The sequence below is a fragment of the Pseudomonas sp. MC6 genome, from assembly GCF_054790575.1.
The window spans coordinates 1898762-1914351 of the sequence record NZ_CP186504.1; the positions used below are offsets into that span (position 1 = coordinate 1898762).

At 60.5% G+C, this 15590-nt stretch carries 12 protein-coding genes and 1 pseudogene; 9 read left to right on the forward strand and 4 right to left on the reverse strand.

Going from position 1 to position 15590, the window contains the following annotated elements; translation table 11 throughout:
* The first annotated feature begins 1 nt into the window (after window position 1).
* The 7 genes from ACOYXE_RS08530 (at window position 2) to ACOYXE_RS08560 (ending at window position 6387) form a co-directional block, all read left to right on the forward strand.
* Entirely contained in the window at window positions 2-1000 is a 999-nt protein-coding gene (locus tag ACOYXE_RS08530; protein WP_460929797.1) for an acyl-CoA dehydrogenase, read from the forward strand.
* Window positions 997-1755 (forward strand): PIG-L deacetylase family protein, encoded by a 759-nt coding sequence (locus ACOYXE_RS08535; protein ID WP_460929798.1) that lies wholly within the window; start codon window positions 997-999, stop codon window positions 1753-1755. The genes ACOYXE_RS08530 and ACOYXE_RS08535 overlap by 4 nt, the downstream gene beginning before the upstream one ends.
* Window positions 1752-2351 carry an SAM-dependent methyltransferase gene (locus tag ACOYXE_RS08540; RefSeq protein WP_160057709.1) on the forward strand — a complete coding sequence of 200 codons (600 nt, stop codon included), beginning with the start codon at window positions 1752-1754 and terminating at the stop codon, window positions 2349-2351. Before ACOYXE_RS08535 ends, ACOYXE_RS08540 begins: the two co-directional genes overlap by 4 nt.
* Window positions 2348-3034 (forward strand): glycosyltransferase family 2 protein, encoded by a 687-nt coding sequence (locus tag ACOYXE_RS08545; RefSeq protein WP_160057708.1) that lies wholly within the window; start codon window positions 2348-2350, stop codon window positions 3032-3034. The genes ACOYXE_RS08540 and ACOYXE_RS08545 overlap by 4 nt, the downstream gene beginning before the upstream one ends.
* A gap of 156 nt (window positions 3035-3190) precedes the next feature.
* Window positions 3191-3949 carry a PIG-L deacetylase family protein gene (locus tag ACOYXE_RS08550; RefSeq protein ID WP_160057707.1) on the forward strand — a complete coding sequence of 253 codons (759 nt, stop codon included), beginning with the start codon at window positions 3191-3193 and terminating at the stop codon, window positions 3947-3949.
* 198 nt (window positions 3950-4147) lie between these two features.
* Window positions 4148-4930, forward strand: coding sequence for an endonuclease/exonuclease/phosphatase family protein (locus ACOYXE_RS08555; RefSeq protein ID WP_122661320.1), 783 nt, complete (start codon window positions 4148-4150; stop codon window positions 4928-4930).
* A 389-nt stretch (window positions 4931-5319) separates the two neighbouring features.
* On the forward strand, window positions 5320-6387 hold the full coding sequence (locus ACOYXE_RS08560; RefSeq protein WP_460928703.1) for an autotransporter domain-containing protein: 1068 nt from the start codon (window positions 5320-5322) through the stop codon (window positions 6385-6387).
* A gap of 123 nt (window positions 6388-6510) precedes the next feature.
* Here ACOYXE_RS08560 and glgB read toward each other — a convergent pair.
* The 3 genes and pseudogenes from glgB to ACOYXE_RS08575 form a co-directional block, all read right to left on the reverse strand.
* Window positions 6511-8743: pseudogene (gene glgB, locus ACOYXE_RS08565) on the reverse strand (1,4-alpha-glucan branching protein GlgB).
* Between the two features lie 2 nt (window positions 8744-8745).
* On the reverse strand, window positions 8746-12087 hold the full coding sequence (treS, locus tag ACOYXE_RS08570) for a maltose alpha-D-glucosyltransferase (RefSeq protein WP_405123860.1): 3342 nt from the start codon (window positions 12085-12087) through the stop codon (window positions 8746-8748).
* A gap of 169 nt (window positions 12088-12256) precedes the next feature.
* The gene (locus ACOYXE_RS08575; RefSeq protein ID WP_460928706.1) at window positions 12257-14251 is read right to left on the reverse strand and encodes an alpha-1,4-glucan--maltose-1-phosphate maltosyltransferase; all 1995 of its coding nucleotides are present in this window, start codon (window positions 14249-14251) and stop codon (window positions 12257-12259) included.
* A gap of 216 nt (window positions 14252-14467) precedes the next feature.
* Between ACOYXE_RS08575 and ACOYXE_RS08580 the strand changes: the two genes are divergently transcribed.
* Window positions 14468-14626 carry a hypothetical protein gene (locus tag ACOYXE_RS08580; protein ID WP_164979430.1) on the forward strand — a complete coding sequence of 53 codons (159 nt, stop codon included), beginning with the start codon at window positions 14468-14470 and terminating at the stop codon, window positions 14624-14626.
* Window positions 14627-14666: 40 nt separating this feature from the next.
* Here ACOYXE_RS08580 and ACOYXE_RS08585 read toward each other — a convergent pair whose 3' ends face one another.
* Window positions 14667-15179: an MgtC/SapB family protein gene (locus ACOYXE_RS08585; protein ID WP_160057702.1), complete on the reverse strand. Its 513-nt coding sequence runs from the start codon at window positions 15177-15179 to the stop codon at window positions 14667-14669.
* A 124-nt stretch (window positions 15180-15303) separates the two neighbouring features.
* Between ACOYXE_RS08585 and ACOYXE_RS08590 the strand changes: the two genes are divergently transcribed.
* Window positions 15304-15552 carry a DUF3203 family protein gene (locus ACOYXE_RS08590; protein ID WP_038368975.1) on the forward strand — a complete coding sequence of 83 codons (249 nt, stop codon included), beginning with the start codon at window positions 15304-15306 and terminating at the stop codon, window positions 15550-15552.
* The last annotated feature ends 38 nt before the right edge of the window (window positions 15553-15590 follow it).

The following is a 15590-nucleotide window of genomic DNA, read 5'->3' on the forward strand; positions in this document are numbered from 1 at the left end:
TATGGACCTGCACCGTTATCTCGCCCGGCGTCCGGCGGATTATCCGCACACCGTAGCGCTCGGCAATTGCCTGCGAGCGCTGGTCGAAGCCGGGCTGGATCGTTTGCCGTTGCCGGGCAGTGGCCACACGCTGGAACGTTTCCAGCAATTGGCGGAAGTCGGCGGGCATGATCTCGGTTTGTGCAAACTGTTCGAAGGCCACACCGACGCACTGGCGATCATCGAACAACTGGGCGGCTCGCCGACACCGGGCAGCACCTGGGGCATGTGGGCAGCGGAACCGCCGCAAGCGAGGGTCAAGATCAGCCCGGCCGGGCACATGGTCGCGCTGCACGGGCGCAAGGCTTGGTGCTCCGGGGCCGCTGTGCTCAGCCATGCCTTGCTCACCGCGTGGGATGCCGATGATCAGCAACAACTGGTCGCCGTTGCCCTCGACCAACCGGGCGTGACTGTAACGGAGCAAGGCTGGGAAGCGGTGGGCATGGCCGCCACTGGCAGCGTGGAGGTGCTGTTCGACGGCGCCGAAGCGCAGGCCATCGGCAATCCCGGCGACTATCTGCAACGCCCGGGTTTCTGGCAAGGCGGGATCGGCATTGCCGCGTGCTGGTACGGCGCCGCGCGGCAAATCGGAGAAGCGTTGCGCGCGCAGTGTGGTCAGCGCCCGGAACCGCACGCCCTCGCCCATCTCGGCGCGGTCGACAGTGCCTTGCAGGCGGCCGCCGATGTGCTGCGTTTCAGCGCGCTGCACATCGATGCCCATCCCGAAGAAAACGCCGAATTGCTCGCTCGTCGGGCCCGCGCGGTGGTCGAGCAGTCTGCCGAACAGGTAACGCGTGAAGTCGGTCGCGCTCTCGGCGCCGGGCCGTTTTGCAAGGATCGACACTTTGCCCGGCTCAGCGCCGACCTGCCGGTGTTCTTGCGCCAGAGTCATGCCGAACGTGATCTGGCGGCACTCGGGCAGTTGATTGCCGAACAAAGCGGCGAGGCATGGACGTTATGAAAACCAACCCGATTGTCGGTCAGGGCACGAGCCTGCATCAGTGGCAGGCTTCGCGGCATCTGGCGGAACTGGACAGCATCGACATCCTCAGTCTGGTGCCACCGGGCGCACGGGCAGTGATTATCGCGCCACACCCGGACGACGAAGTGCTTGGCTGTGGCGGCCTGCTGCAATTGCTCGCCGAAGCTGGCCGACCTCTTCAACTAATCTCGGTGACAGACGGCAGCGCGAGTCACCCCGGTTCCAGTCTTTGGCCGGTTGAACGTTTGAGCGTGGTACGGCCGCAAGAGTCCGCCGAAGCGCTGCGCCGACTCGGTCTGCCGATGCATCGTATGAAATGGCTGCGCGGCGGTTTCAGCGACACGCAGGTCGCCGATCAGGAAGCTGAACTGGTCGATTTCATCGCGCGTCATCTGCGTCCCGACGACGTGCTCTTCACCACCTGGAGCGAGGACGGTCATTGCGACCACGAGGCCGTCGGCCGCGCCAGTGCCGAGGCTGCCCGTCGCGTCGGTGCGACTTGCCATGAATTGCCGGTGTGGACCTGGCACTGGGCAACCCCGGAGGACGCCTTCGTACCGTGGCAACGAGCACGCAAGATTCTCCTGACGCCGGCGCAAGTCGCGCGCAAGCGTCACGCGGTGTACGCCTTTGCCAGTCAACTGGAAGGCGATCCTGACGCCGGACTCGGCCCGGTGCTCGCGCCCTATGTGCTCGATCGCCTGCTGCAACCCTTCGAAGTGGTGTTTCTATGAGTGTCGACGATCGCTATTTCGACGGTCTGTTTGCCGGCAACGACGACCCCTGGGCCTTCCGCGAGCGCTGGTACGAGCAGCGCAAACGCGCGATCACCCTCGCCGCCCTGCCGCGTCCGCACTACCGGGCAATCTTCGAACCGGGCTGCGCCAACGGCGAGTTGAGCGCCGAACTCGCCGCGCGTTGTGATCGCTTGCTGTCCTGCGACACCGCCGGTGCGGCGGTTACGTTGGCGCGCACCCGTTTGAGTCTTTTCGATCACGCCGAAGTGCGGCAAAACCGTCTTCCCGGCGACTGGCCGGAGGAAAAATTCGACCTGATCGTATTTAGCGAGATCGGCTACTACCTCGACGGCCAGGATCTGACAGAAGTGATCCGTCGAGCCAGTGATTGCCTGACTGCCGACGGCCAGTTCCTCGCCTGTCACTGGCGTCCGCCCATCGACGGCTGCCCGCTGAATGCGCGGCAGGTGCACGACCTGATCCACGAAAAACTGCGTCTGCCGCGAGTGGTTCTGCATCAGGAAGCGGACTTCATTCTTGAGGTGTGGAGCCGCGAACCGCGCTCGGTGGCGGCACTGGAGGGCTTGCGATGATCGGCATTCTGATCCCGGCGCACAACGAGGAAGAGTTGCTCGACGAATGCCTGAGTGCGGCCGTGCGCGCCAGCCGGCATGGCTTGCTGGCCGGCGAGCGCGTCGAAGTGCTGGTGGTGCTCGACAGTTGCACCGATCGCTCGGCGCAGATTGTCAGTCGCTATCCGGTGCTGAGCCTGCACATCGACGCGCGCAACGTCGGCCAGGCACGGGCGGCCGGTGCACAGCTGTTGCTGGAGCGCGGCGCGCGCTGGATATCCTGCTCGGACGCCGACAGTCGCGTGGCCGACGACTGGCTGGTGGCGCAGTTGGGCTTGGGTGCGGACGCCGTCTGCGGTACCGTCACCGTCGAGCGCTGGCACGAGTCGTTCGATGCAGCGGCGCAAATCCGCTACCACCGGCATTACCGGGCCTGCGATGGCCATCGGCACATTCACGGCGCCAATCTGGGCATCAGCGCCGATGCTTATCGCTGGGCCGGAGGCTTTAAACCGTTGGCATGCGACGAAGATGTGCAATTGGTGCGGGAGCTGGAGCGGGATGGCGCCAACATCGCCTGGAGTCATCGCCCACAAGTGCTCACCAGCGCTCGCTTCGACAGCCGTGCACGCGGTGGCTTTGGTGACTATCTGCGAAATCTGGCACAGATAGAGCAAAAAAAAGCGGATCAGATTGATCTGTGACGCGACGAAGTTCGCTTCATGAGCAATACTCTGCTGCGCGGCAATCCAGGGTTCGGAGCGTCGCAGGGCAATCAACCAGCCTTCACGGGTCGGTAGCGTCGGGCAATCACTGTCACGCGCACGACTGAGGGCGAGTCAACACAAGGACGTCATATCATGAAACCGTTAACCCTCAGCGACAGCAGTTCGTCGACGCAAATCTGGAACAGCGCCGCGCAACTGGACAACATCCCCGTGATTAATACCCGCAGTCTGGTGCCCGACGGTGCCCGCGCCGTGGTCATCGCGCCGCATCCGGGCGATGAAGTGGTCACCTGCGGCGGTCTGCTGCAATTGCTCTCCAGCCTAGGTCATCCGCTGCAATTGCTCTCGATTACCGATGGCAGTGCCAGCCATCCGGGCTCGCGACAGTGGTCGGAAAAGCGCCTGAGCGTATTCCGCCCGCAGGAAAGCGTCGAAGCCCTGCGCCGCCTCGGCCTGCCGATGCACAGCCTGAAATGGGTGCGCGGCGGCTTCACCGACAACGCCCTGTGCGACCAGCAGGCACAAGTGACCGAATTCATCAGCCGCTACCTGCGCCCCGGTGACGTGGTGTTCAGCACCTGGCGCGGTGATGGCAACGACGACCATGAAGCGGTGGGCCGGGCCAGTGCGCAAGCGGCTGAACAGGCCGGCGCGACCTTTCATGATGTACCGGTGTGGGCCTGGCATTGGCCCGAGCGCGACCAGCAACTGATCCCTTGGGAACGCGCGCGCAAATTGCGCCTCGACACCTGGACCGTGGCGCGCAAGAGCCACGCGACCCACGCCTATGCCAGCCAGCTCAAGGGCGAACCGGCGATCGGCATTGCGCCGATGCTGCCGCCGGTGATTCTCGAAAGAATGCGTTTGCCCTACGAAATCGTCTTCGTCTGAATCTTTACGACACTGCCGAGCTCTTTGTAGGAGTGAGCCTGCTCGCGATAGCGGTGTGTCATTGACGCAAATGTTGATTGATCCACCGCTATCGCGAGCAGGCTCACTCCTACAAGGTTTTGTGGATTGATCAGAAGGAACTGCCGCCCCTCCCCATCAGTCGCATGAATAAGCGGCCCGCAATCCAGAGGAGTGAACGTGTCCAGCGATCCCGAGCGTCATGTTGTCGACGCGCCCGTCATCCATCGTCTCCGGGTGTTGACGGTCAACACCCACAAAGGCTTCACCGCGCTCAATCGGCGATTCATCCTGCCGGAACTGCGCGAAGCGGTGCGCAGCACCTCCGCTGACCTGGTGTTTCTGCAGGAAGTAGTGGGAGAACACGAACGGCATTCGAGCCGTTACAACGAATGGCCGCAAACCTCGCAATACGAATTTCTCGCCGACAGCATGTGGAGCGACTTCGCCTACGGGCGCAACGCCGTCTACCCCGACGGTCACCATGGCAATGCCCTACTGTCGAAATACCCGATCCGTGAATACCGCAACCTCGACGTCTCGATCACCGGCCCCGAACGCCGGGGTCTGCTGCACTGTGTACTGGACGTGCCGGGGCATGCCGAAGTGCATGCGATCTGCGTGCATTTGAGTCTGCTGGAAAGTCATCGGCAGTTGCAGTTGCAGCTGCTCTGCCAGTTACTCGAATCCCTGCCCGATGACGCCCCGGTAATCATCGCTGGCGATTTCAATGACTGGCAGTTGCAGGGCAATGTCGCGCTCGCTCGTCGCGACTATCTGCACGAAGCCTTCGAGCGTCATCACGGACGCCCGGCCAAGACTTACCCGGCACGTTTTCCGTTGCTGCGGCTGGACCGGATCTACCTGCGCAATGCCAGCAGCCATGACCCACAGATCCTCGGCAACAAGCCGTGGACCCATCTGTCGGATCATCTGCCGCTCGCTGTAGAGGTGCACTTGTAGCCGCAATAGTGACAGCAATACAGGACGGAATGGGGCAACTCATTCGGCGGTTAAAAATTACCGGCAGACCATCTGTCGGTAACTGAATGCCTCTGGATCGGGGCTTTCGCTGCGTTTATCCATGCAAACAACCACTTAGTTATGTGCAGAAAAACAAACGCTTGCAAAGCCCGTTTTACCACTACCGCTCATCGTTCAATTTCTTGACGGGGGCGCGCGACTCTTCTTATCTCTACCTTACTACCCCCGGAATCACTACCCGGGACGAGCCTTCGGACACTCGCGAAATCGAGCGGCCACGGTTCGCCCCGCTCCATTCGGTCGCCCCTCGTTCGGGGTAGGAGAGACGCCACACAGAGAGAATGCATGCGCCTGCAAGGTAGACCTCCATGAAAATTTCCATCAGCCCACACGAGATCAAAATCACTTTCTGCACAGTGTCGAGCTCTATCTTGCTGTGCTCATCCATGGAGGCGCAGGCCGGCCCTGCGGCGGATGAAACGACCCCGTGGTATCGCGCGGATGTGCCCGTGATGACGTTGCCCACCACCGTCATCACCCCCGGGCCACAACGCTTCAGCCCACGGCCCGATCTGCAAGGCACACGCCTGATTACCGAAGACCTCGCACCGTCGGCCTGGGATGAGCTGTACGGCAGAAGCGCCCGGCAGGCGCAGACCGATGTGCTGTCGTCAGGCTACGCGATGCCCGGCAGTGGCGACTTCAAAGGCCCCGCCGTGCTGACTCTGCAAAGTGCTAGCCATACCCAGAAAATCGGCCTGATTGGTGGTCTCAACCAGATTCAAGCCAATGGCAACGGCGTGCTCACCAGTCGCGCGTTGGCCGATCCGAACAGTGACACGCTCAATCTGCAAGGCCAGAGCCTCGGCGCTTATTACAGCCTGATCGGCGCCCAGGGCTGGCACGTGGATTTATCCGCCAGCGGCGGCCGGGTCAGCGGTTTCAGTCGCAACGGCCAAGGCGCGCGGCAAGCCACCGAAGGCAGCGCAATGACTTTCTCGGTGGAAGGCGGTTTTCCGATTGGCCTGAGTGACAACTGGGTGGTCGAACCGCAGGCGCAATTGATCAATCAACGCATCACCCTCGATACGCCATACGCCGGCTCGGGCAATGCTTCTTCCACCGATCTGACGGCGTGGAGCGGTCGCGTCGGTGCACGGTTGAAAGGCAGTTACGATTTGAATGGCTTGCCGGTCGAACCCTATGTGCGCACCAACCTCTGGCACACGGTCTACACCGGCAGCACGGTGACGCTGGATCAGGTCGACAAGATCAGCAGCAGCCGCAAATCATCCACCGTTGAGTTGGGCCTGGGCCTGGTGGCGCGGGTGACGCCGGCGGTGAGTCTGTATGTCAGTGCCGATTACAGCAGTGATGTCGATGACAATGATCTGAACGGGATCATTGGCAGCCTTGGGGTGCGGATGCGCTGGTAGAGTTTGGCTTGGCGGCGATAGTGTTTGTGCTGACGCCATCGCGAGCAGGCTGACTCCTACAAGGGGAACGCATTCCAAGTGTAGGAGTGAGCCTGCTCGCGATAGCAGCAACTCGGTACTGGATCAGCCTTCCGGTTTGAGGATCAACACGGCCAACGGCGGCAGGTTCAGTTCCAGCGACAACGATTGGCCATGGCTCGGCACTTCCTCGGTAAACGCCCCGCCGCCATTGCCATAATTGGAACCGGCATAGGTGTCGGCATCGCTGTTGAGCAATTCAGTCCAGCGCCCGGCAAACGGCACACCGACGCGATGACGCCTGACGCGGCACCGGCGTGAAGTTGGCCACCACCAGCACTGGCTTGCCGTCCTTGCTCCAGCGCAGCCAGGCATAAACGCTGTTGATCGCATCGTCACCGATCAACCATTGAAAGCCCTGCGGCGCGTCGTCCTGATCGTGCAGCGCTGGCTCGTCGCGATACAGCCGATTGAGGTCGCCCACCAGTTTCTGCACGCCCTTGTGCTCGGAATACTGCAACAGATACCAATCCAGTTGCTGATCGTGATTCCACTCGCGCCACTGGCCAAACTCGCAGCCCATGAACAACAGTTTTTTGCCCGGATGCGTCCACATGAAGCTCAGATAAGCGCGCAGGTTGGCGAATTTCTGCCAGCGATCACCCGGCATCTTGTCGATCAGCGAATGCTTGCCGTGCACCACTTCATCGTGGGAGATCGGCAGGATGAAACGCTCGGACCAGGCGTAGACCAAGCCAAAACTCAACTCGTTGTGATGGTGCGCGCGGTACACCGGGTCCTGCTGGATGTAATGCAACGAATCGTGCATCCAGCCCATGTTCCATTTATAGGCAAAGCCCAAGCCGCCCTGCTGCGTACTTTGGCTGACACCGGGCCACGCGGTGGATTCTTCGGCGATGACCAGCGCACCCGGCGCTTCCAGTTCGACCACGTCGTTCAAATGCCGGAGAAAGTCGATGGCTTCCAGATTCTCGCGGCCACCGTGGCGGTTGGGCACCCATTCACCAGCCTTGCGCGAATAGTCGCGATAAAGCATCGAAGCCACCGCATCGACGCGCAAACCATCGACATGGAAATGCTTCAACCAGTGCAGCCCCGAAGCCAGCATGTAGCCATGCACCTCGGTGCGCCCGAGGTTGTAGATCAGCGTGTCCCAGTCCTGATGAAAACCTTCCAGCGGGTTGCCGTACTCGTACAGCGCAGTGCCGTCGAACTGCGCCAGACCATGGGTATCGGTGGGGAAATGCGCCGGCACCCAGTCAAGGATCACGCCGATCTCGGCCCGGTGGCAGGCGTCGACGAATTCGGCGAATTGCGCAGGCGAGCCATACCGCGCGCTCGGCGCGAATTGCGAGAGCAGTTGATAACCCCAGGAGCCGCCAAACGGGTGCTCCATGATCGGCATCAGTTCGATATGGGTAAAACCCAGTTCCTTGACGTACGGAATCAACCGCTCGGCGAGTTCCGGCCAGGTGTACTGGCGCGCCACTTCGCCCAGATCGTCCAGCTCGCATTGCCAGGAACCGGCGTGCAGTTCGTAGATAGACAGTGGCGCCGAATGCTTGTGACGGTCACGGCGGCTGCTCATCCAGTCCTGATCCTGCCAGTCGATCTGCAGGGGTTCCGCGACTTTTGACGCGGTATCCGGCGGCAGGCTGGTGGCCAGCGCCATCGGGTCGGCCTTGAGCGGCAGAATGCCGTGGGCACCGAGAATCTCGTATTTGTACAACTCCCCAGCTTGCAGGCGCGGGATGAACAACTCCCAGACCCCGGACGGATGACGCAAACGCATTGGATGCCGGCGACCGTCCCAGACGTTGAAATCCCCCACCACTGACACGCGTCGGGCATTCGGCGCCCACACGGCGAAACGCACGCCGTCGACGCCATCCACGGTTTTCAGTTGGGCGCCGAGGCACGCACTGAGGTCGCGGTGATTGCCCTCGGCGAACAGATACAAATCCATTTCACCGAGCAGTTGACCGAAGCTATACGGGTCTTCGGCGACTTGCTCGCCGCCGGCCCAGCGCGTGCGCAACTGGTACGGTCGCGCCTGATCGAAATGGCCGACAAACAGCCCCGGCGTTTCGGTCTGCTCCAACGGACCGCGCTCTTCACCGCTGTCCTTGTCCAGCACCACGACGCTCAACGCACCGGGTAGATAAGCGCGAATGAACTGCCCGCCAGCGCCATCGCCGTGCGGGCCAAGAATGGAAAAAGGGTCGTGATGTTCAGCGCGGACCAAGGCGTCGATATCTTTTGCCGAGGGCAACAGTGCTTCTTTGACCTGACCCTGTTCCTTGTTCGAGAAACTCATGACTACTCTCCACCAAGATCGGAAAAGGGTTTAAGCCCCGTCAATAACCCGTACAAACCGTGCAACGGCACGGGCAGCCACGTGGGGCGATTTTCGGCTTCATAGGCCACTTCATAGGCCGCCTTCTCCAGTCCGAACAACGCAAGTGCTGCGTCGGCACCTTCAGGATCTTGCCAGGCATGATCAAGACTAGCTGCCGCACGGCGATATGCCTGCACAAATGCCTCACGGGCCTCACGCAGATAGCGCTCGGCGACCAGACGCCGCGCGGTTTCAGACTCCGCGCTGTGGTCAACGTTGTGCACGTTGATGGTCATCGCTGCCGCGTAATCGAAAGAGCGCAGCACGCCGCTGACATCCTTGTACGGACTGTGTTTGCCACGGCGCTCGCTCAATGGCCGCGCGGGTTCGCCCTCGAAGTCGATCAGATAGGCATCGCCCTTGATCACCAGCACCTGGCCCAAATGCAGATCGCCATGGACGCGAATGCGCAAACCGCCAACGGCTTTTTTCGCCAGATCCTGCACGTGGGCGAGGATGGTTTTTTTCTCGTCGACCAGACGCTTGACCAGTTTCTGATCCGCTGCGCTGAGTTCGCCCTGATGCTGCTTGAGCAGTTTCAAGGCGTGCTCGACCTGGGCCACAACATCCTTGCCCGTCGCCTGCATATCCTTGGCCGTCGACACCTGCGGCGCGAAGTCGGGATTGTCGGTGGGCGCGGCGAGCACCTTGTGCATCTCGCCCAGGCGCTGACCGAGCATCCCGGCAAAATCCTTCAGCTCGCCGAGGGCGTTGTAATGCTGTTCCTGCTCGGACATGGCATCGGCCAGTTCATCGCGCAGCGCCCGTTCGAGGTTGTTCTGCGTCCACTCCCAAGCGTCGCCCTGATTGCTCAGATAGCCTTGGGCGATCATCAGCAGGTTGTCTTCGCCCTTGGCATCGTGGCGAATCACCGAGCCGAGCAGCGGAGAGATATTGGCAAATCCGGCCTCGGTCAGGTAAGCGCTCATCTCCAGTTCCGGGTGTACGCCAGAAGCGACTTTACGTATCAGCTTGAGCACCAGGCTGTTGCCGATTACCACCGAACTGTTCGATTGCTCGGCGGACAGATAACGCACTTCCGACTCTGCACCGAGGCCGAGTTTTTCCAGATGCGGCGTCGGTGCGAAGCGGATTTCACCCTCATTCGACTCCAATACCGTGTTGTTCTGCATGCCTTGCAGCACCGCACGAACAAACGCTTCAAGGCTGAACGCGTCGGTGATCAGGCCGACTTGTCGCACGCGTCTTACACGGGACAGAGCCAATTGCTGCGGCAACGCCGGGCCAACCTGATCTTCGGCAATAAAACCAAACGGCAATTGATAACGACTGGTCTGCCCAGCGCTGGTGACTTCGATTTCGCTGAGCAGCACCGGATGCTGCGCATCGCCAAAGCGCACGCCGTAGGCCAGATGCACCTTGTCGATGGCCGCATCCTTGCCGGCGAACCAGCGACGATTTTGCAGCCAGCTCGGCAGAATGCTCTGCTCCAGCGTCGTACGCGACGGCGCTTCGAGCAATTCTTCCATGCGTTTTTTCAGCACCAGCGTGGTGAAGTCCGGCAGGCTCTGCGCCGGTTCGACGTGCCAGCTCGGCATCTGGTTTTCTGCCGCCAGGGCGAACCAGTAGAAACCGTAGGGGGCCAGGGTCAGGAGGAAATTCAACTGGCCAATCGGCGGGAACGCATTACCGCCGAGCATCTCCACCGGCACCATGCCGACATAGGCCGACAGATCCAGCTCCACCGCTTGCGCACTGCGCGAGACGTTGGCCACGCACAGAATGATTTCGTGTTTGCCGTCGACATCGGTGAATTCGCGGGTGTAGGCCAGCACGCGACGGTTGTTCGGCGAGAGCATTTTCAAGGTGCCACGGCCAAAAGCCTTGGACTGCTTGCGCACCGCAAGCAGACGGCGGGTCCAGTTCAACAGCGAATGCGGATCGCCGGACTGGGTTTCGACGTTGACCGACAAATAGCCGTACTGCGGGTCCATGATCGGCGGCAGTACCAGACTCGCCGGATCGGCGCGGGAGAAGCCGCCGTTGCGGTCGATCGACCATTGCATCGGCGTACGCACGCCATCACGGTCGCCGAGATAAATGTTGTCGCCCATGCCGATCTCATCGCCGTAATACAAAGTCGGCGTGCCAGGCATCGACAGCAGCAGACTGTTGAGCAGCTCGATGCGGCGGCGATCACGCTCCATCAACGGCGCCAGACGCCGGCGGATGCCAAGGTTGATCCGCGCACGGCGGTCAGCGGCGTAGTAATTCCATAGATAGTCACGTTCTTTGTCGGTGACCATCTCCAGCGTCAGTTCATCGTGGTTGCGCAGGAAAATCGCCCACTGGCAGTTGGCAGGAATTTCCGGGGTCTGGCGCAGAATATCGGTGATCGGGAAGCGATCTTCCTGGGCCAGCGCCATGTACATGCGCGGCATCAGCGGGAAGTGAAACGCCATGTGGCATTCGTCACCGTTGAGGCCTGCCGCATCCGTGTCGCCGAAATACAGCTGCGTGTCTTCGGGCCATTGGTTGGCCTCGGCGAGCAGCATGCGGTCGGGATAATTGGCGTCGATCTCAGCGCGGATCTGCTTGAGGACGTCGTGGGTCTCGGGGAGGTTTTCGTTGTTGGTGCCGTCGCGCTCGATCAGGTACGGAATCGCGTCGAGACGCAGGCCATCGATACCCATGTCCAGCCAGTAACGCATCACCGACAGCACGGCTTTCATCACTTGCGGGTTGTCGAAATTCAGATCCGGTTGGTGCGAATAGAAACGGTGCCAGAAGTACTGGCCGGCGACCGGATCCCAGGTCCAGTTGGATTTTTCCGTGTCGAGGAAAATGATCCGCGTGCCGTCGTACTTCTGATCGTCATCCGACCACACATAAAAGTCCCGCGCCGCCGAACCGGGTTTGGCCTTGCGCGCACGCTGGAACCACGGGTGCTGGTCGGAGGTGTGGTTGATGACCAGCTCGGTAATCACCCGCAAGCCGCGTTTGTGCGCTTCGGCGATAAAGCGCTTGGCGTCGGCCATAGTCCCGTAATCGCTGTGCACGCCACGGTATTCGGCAATGTCGTAGCCGTCATCGCGGCGTGGCGAGGGATAGAACGGCAACAGCCAGATGGTATTGACGCCGAGGTCGGCAATGTAATCGAGTTTGGCGATCAGGCCGGGAAAGTCGCCGATCCCGTCGTTGTTGGAGTCGAAAAACGATTTGACGTGAACTTGATAGATCACCGCGTCCTTGTACCAGAGCGGGTCTTTGATAAAGGTGGCTGCCTTGGGTTTCTTCGCCATGTGAAACTCCTGTTCAATTCTAGAAAAACCGTGAGCCGATCACCTGACTCGAAAACGCTGAGCAACCTGTAGGAGTGAGCCTGCTCGCGATCGCGGTTTCATATTCGGCAGAGTTGTCGCCTGCAAGATTGCTATCGCGAGCAGGCTCACTCCTACAATGGATCTGTGTTCAGGCAGTGATTCGCCAGATGCCAAACGGTTGATACGCCGGGTCCAAACGCATGAACTGGTATTTGCCATGCCAGTCCCAGCGATGCCCGTTCATCAAGTCTTCACCGTGGGTCGTCGCATCGTCGGGCAGGCCCATTTCCCACAGCGGCAGTTCGAAATTCGCTTCCTGCACGTTATGCGGATCGAGGCTGACCGCGACCAGAATGAAGTTGCTGCCGTCAAAACTGCGTTTGCCGAAGTACAGAATGTTGTCGTTCCACGCGTTGTAGATCTTCAGACCCAAGTGCGTGTGCAACGCCGGGTTCTGCCGGCGAATGCGGTTGAGTTGGGCAATCTCGGCAATGATGTTGCCCGGCGCTGTGAAGTCGCGGACGCGGATCTCGTATTTCTCCGAGTCGAGGTATTCCTCCTTGCCCGGCACCGGCGCCGACTCGCACAGCTCAAACCCCGAATACATGCCCCACAAGCCCGAACCCATGGTTGCCAGCGCCGCGCGGATCAGAAACCCCGGACGCCCGGACTCGTGCAGGAACGCCGGATTGATATCGGGCGTATTGACGAAGAAGTTCGGCCGGTAGCATTCGCGCCACGGCGATTCATTCAGCTCGGTGAGGTACGTGGCCAGTTCGTTTTTGGTATTGCGCCAGGTGAAGTAGGTGTAGCTCTGTGTGTAGCCGACCTTGCCCAGACGCGCCATCATTGCCGGTGTGGTGAAGGCCTCGGCAAGGAAGATCACTTCCGGGTACAGCGCCCGCACATCGGCGATCAGCCATTGCCAGAACGGCAACGGTTTGGTGTGCGGATTGTCGACGCGGAAGATTTTCACACCCTCCTCTACCCAGCCGATGACGATGTCACGCAGCTCGATCCACAGACTCGGAATTGCGTCCGGCGCATAGAAGTCGACGTTGACGATGTCCTGGTATTTCTTCGGCGGGTTTTCCGCGTATTTGATCGTGCCGTCGGGGCGCCAGTTGAACCAGCCCGGATGCTGCTTGAGCCACGGATGATCCTGGGAACACTGGATGGCGAAATCGAGAGCGATTTCCAGTCCGTGATCGGCGGCAGCGGCCACCAGTCGGCGGAAGTCTTCACGAGTGCCCAGTTGCGAGTGAATCGCCTCGTGACCGCCCTCCTCACTGCCGATGGCGTATGGACTGCCGGGATCATCGGGGCCGGCGGTCAATGAGTTGTTGCGACCCTTGCGATGGGCGCGGTCGATCGGGTGGATCGGCGTGAAGTACAGCACGTCGAAGCCCATGTCCTGAATCATTGGCAGACGTGAGTGCACATCGTTAAAAGTGCCGTGACGGTGGGGATCGTCGGTGATCGAACGTGGAAACAATTCATACCAACTGGCGAACTCGGCCAGTTCGCGTTCGACGTCCATGGGGAATTCAGGACTGACGCTCAAGTAGGCGCGGTGATCGGCCTCAGCCATCAATTGCGCACTGCGCGAGTGCAAAAACAGCGCGACCTGCTCGGTTTCGAGCAACCCGGACAACTCGTGGTGCAACGCGGCAAGCTGTTCGCTGAGCTGGCCTTCGCTGCGTTCAGCGGCCTGTTGCACCATCGTGCGGCCTTCTTGCAACTCGAGCGAAACCGGTACGGCGGCGGTGTGTTTTTTCTCCAGTTCGTACTGGAAACTCGCGAAGTGATCGATCCAAGCTTCGATGCAATAGAGAAAACGGCCCTGCTGTTCAGGGCGGAACTGGCCTTGCCAGCCGTTATTGCCCTGATCAGTCATGACTTCGCTTTGCCAAGTCTCTTCACCTTCCTCGCGCCACCGGATGCGCACGGCGAGTTTGTCGTGACCGTCGGCAAACACCTTGCTGGTGACCACCACTTCACGGCCGGCAATCGACTTCACGGCGAACTGTCCGCCATCGAGCGTCGGCATGGTGTTTTCAATGACAATGCGCGGCAGCAGCAACGCCTGCGACAGTGGCATGTGCGGGTTGTAGCTTTGTTCAGAGGGTTTTTCAGCAGTCATTGAGCATCTCTCCTTAACGCCCCAAGGACGCTCTTGTGCCGGTTCGGCGTTCACAATCGAGCGCCTGCCCGGAATGAACTCACTTAGGTTCCGAGCGACCGGCGCCGGGAAAAGTTCAGATGAAATTGCCGTGTCAGGAAAGCGGATCGAATTGCGCGCAGGGTGGTCAATCCACTTAAGCACTTCTCACGCCATGTGCCACACGGAGGTCATCAGATGAACATCCCTATCCCGGCCGAAACGCCCGATCCGAACATCGACAAACCCACCCTGCCCGAGACCGAGCCGCAACCGGTTCCCGAACAGGAACCGCCCGGCACCACGCCACCGCCGAAAGAAGAACCGCCGAGCACGATGCCGCCCGTGATCGTTTAACTTCGCGAACTGATCATTCCCACGCTCCGCGCAGGAATGATCAGTGGTCGTCAGTCTTCTCCTCTTCTTTTTCGAAGAGTTTTACGATGCGTGGCATCACGCTGAAAATTGCCAGCGCCAGAAAGGTGCTGAGCAATGCCGTAGCCTCTCTGCCCAACCCGGCCGCCACACCAATGGCCGCCGTCATCCACAGCCCGGCAGCAGTAGTCAAGCCTTTGACATGGCCTTCATCGCCTTCCTTGTTTTTCAGGATAGTCCCGGCACCGAGAAAGCCGATCCCGGCAATCACCCCCTGCACCACCCGGCTCATCGCATCGGACTCGGCCCCGGACGTCTGCGGTACCAGCACAAACAACGCCGCCCCCAGCGCTACCAGCATGTGCGTGCGCACCCCGGCCGCCTTGCCCTTGTGCTCGCGCTCGAAGCCGAGAATTCCACCGAGTACCGCCGCCATCAGCAGGCGCACGGTGATGCGCGTCAATTGCGAAGCATCTCCGACGTCGGCGAATTCCGCTTGCAGGGTTTGCCACACTTCATGCCACCACGCGTTCATCGTGCAGTCCTTGTTATTGGCTGGATAAACGATGGACAGCGGCGACCATTAATCAGTTGCGCAGAACGATCGGCGAAGTGTGCGCCCTAACCTTGCAGACCTCCCTGAAAAAAGGACTGCTCCTATGCCTCTTCGAGTCGATGAATCCAACCCCGAGCAAAAAGTGTGTTTTTTCACCGTTGAACATGGCGAGGAAATTCGCATTTGCGACACCTTGGAAGTCATGACGGATAGCGAAAAATCCATGTCGTTCGTGGAAATAGAAGGCCGGCGCGTTTACATCACCGAGGCAGAAGCTGACGCCTTGACCGTCGCAGGCGCCAAGGACGGTCGCAAACACCTGAAAGCCGACGAGAGTGATTCGGTGATTTGACTGACCTTGATCAACACCGCGCGCAAACGTCTGCGATA

Bases quoted from the DNA above. Each gene is read 5' to 3' on its own strand.
- ACOYXE_RS08530 (WP_460929797.1), top strand. From the start codon at position 2: ATGGACCTGCACCGTTATCTCGCCCGGCGTCCGGCGGATTATCCGCAC.
- ACOYXE_RS08535 (WP_460929798.1), top strand. From the start codon at position 997: ATGAAAACCAACCCGATTGTCGGTCAGGGCACGAGCCTGCATCAGTGG.
- ACOYXE_RS08540 (WP_160057709.1), top strand. From the start codon at position 1,752: ATGAGTGTCGACGATCGCTATTTCGACGGTCTGTTTGCCGGCAACGAC.
- ACOYXE_RS08545 (WP_160057708.1), top strand. From the start codon at position 2,348: ATGATCGGCATTCTGATCCCGGCGCACAACGAGGAAGAGTTGCTCGAC.
- ACOYXE_RS08550 (WP_160057707.1), top strand. From the start codon at position 3,191: ATGAAACCGTTAACCCTCAGCGACAGCAGTTCGTCGACGCAAATCTGG.
- ACOYXE_RS08560 (WP_460928703.1), top strand. From the start codon at position 5,320: ATGAAAATTTCCATCAGCCCACACGAGATCAAAATCACTTTCTGCACA.
- treS (WP_405123860.1), bottom strand. From the start codon at position 12,087: ATGGCGAAGAAACCCAAGGCAGCCACCTTTATCAAAGACCCGCTCTGG.
- ACOYXE_RS08575 (WP_460928706.1), bottom strand. From the start codon at position 14,251: ATGACTGCTGAAAAACCCTCTGAACAAAGCTACAACCCGCACATGCCA.
- ACOYXE_RS08580 (WP_164979430.1), top strand. From the start codon at position 14,468: ATGAACATCCCTATCCCGGCCGAAACGCCCGATCCGAACATCGACAAA.
- ACOYXE_RS08585 (WP_160057702.1), bottom strand. From the start codon at position 15,179: ATGAACGCGTGGTGGCATGAAGTGTGGCAAACCCTGCAAGCGGAATTC.
- ACOYXE_RS08590 (WP_038368975.1), top strand. From the start codon at position 15,304: ATGCCTCTTCGAGTCGATGAATCCAACCCCGAGCAAAAAGTGTGTTTT.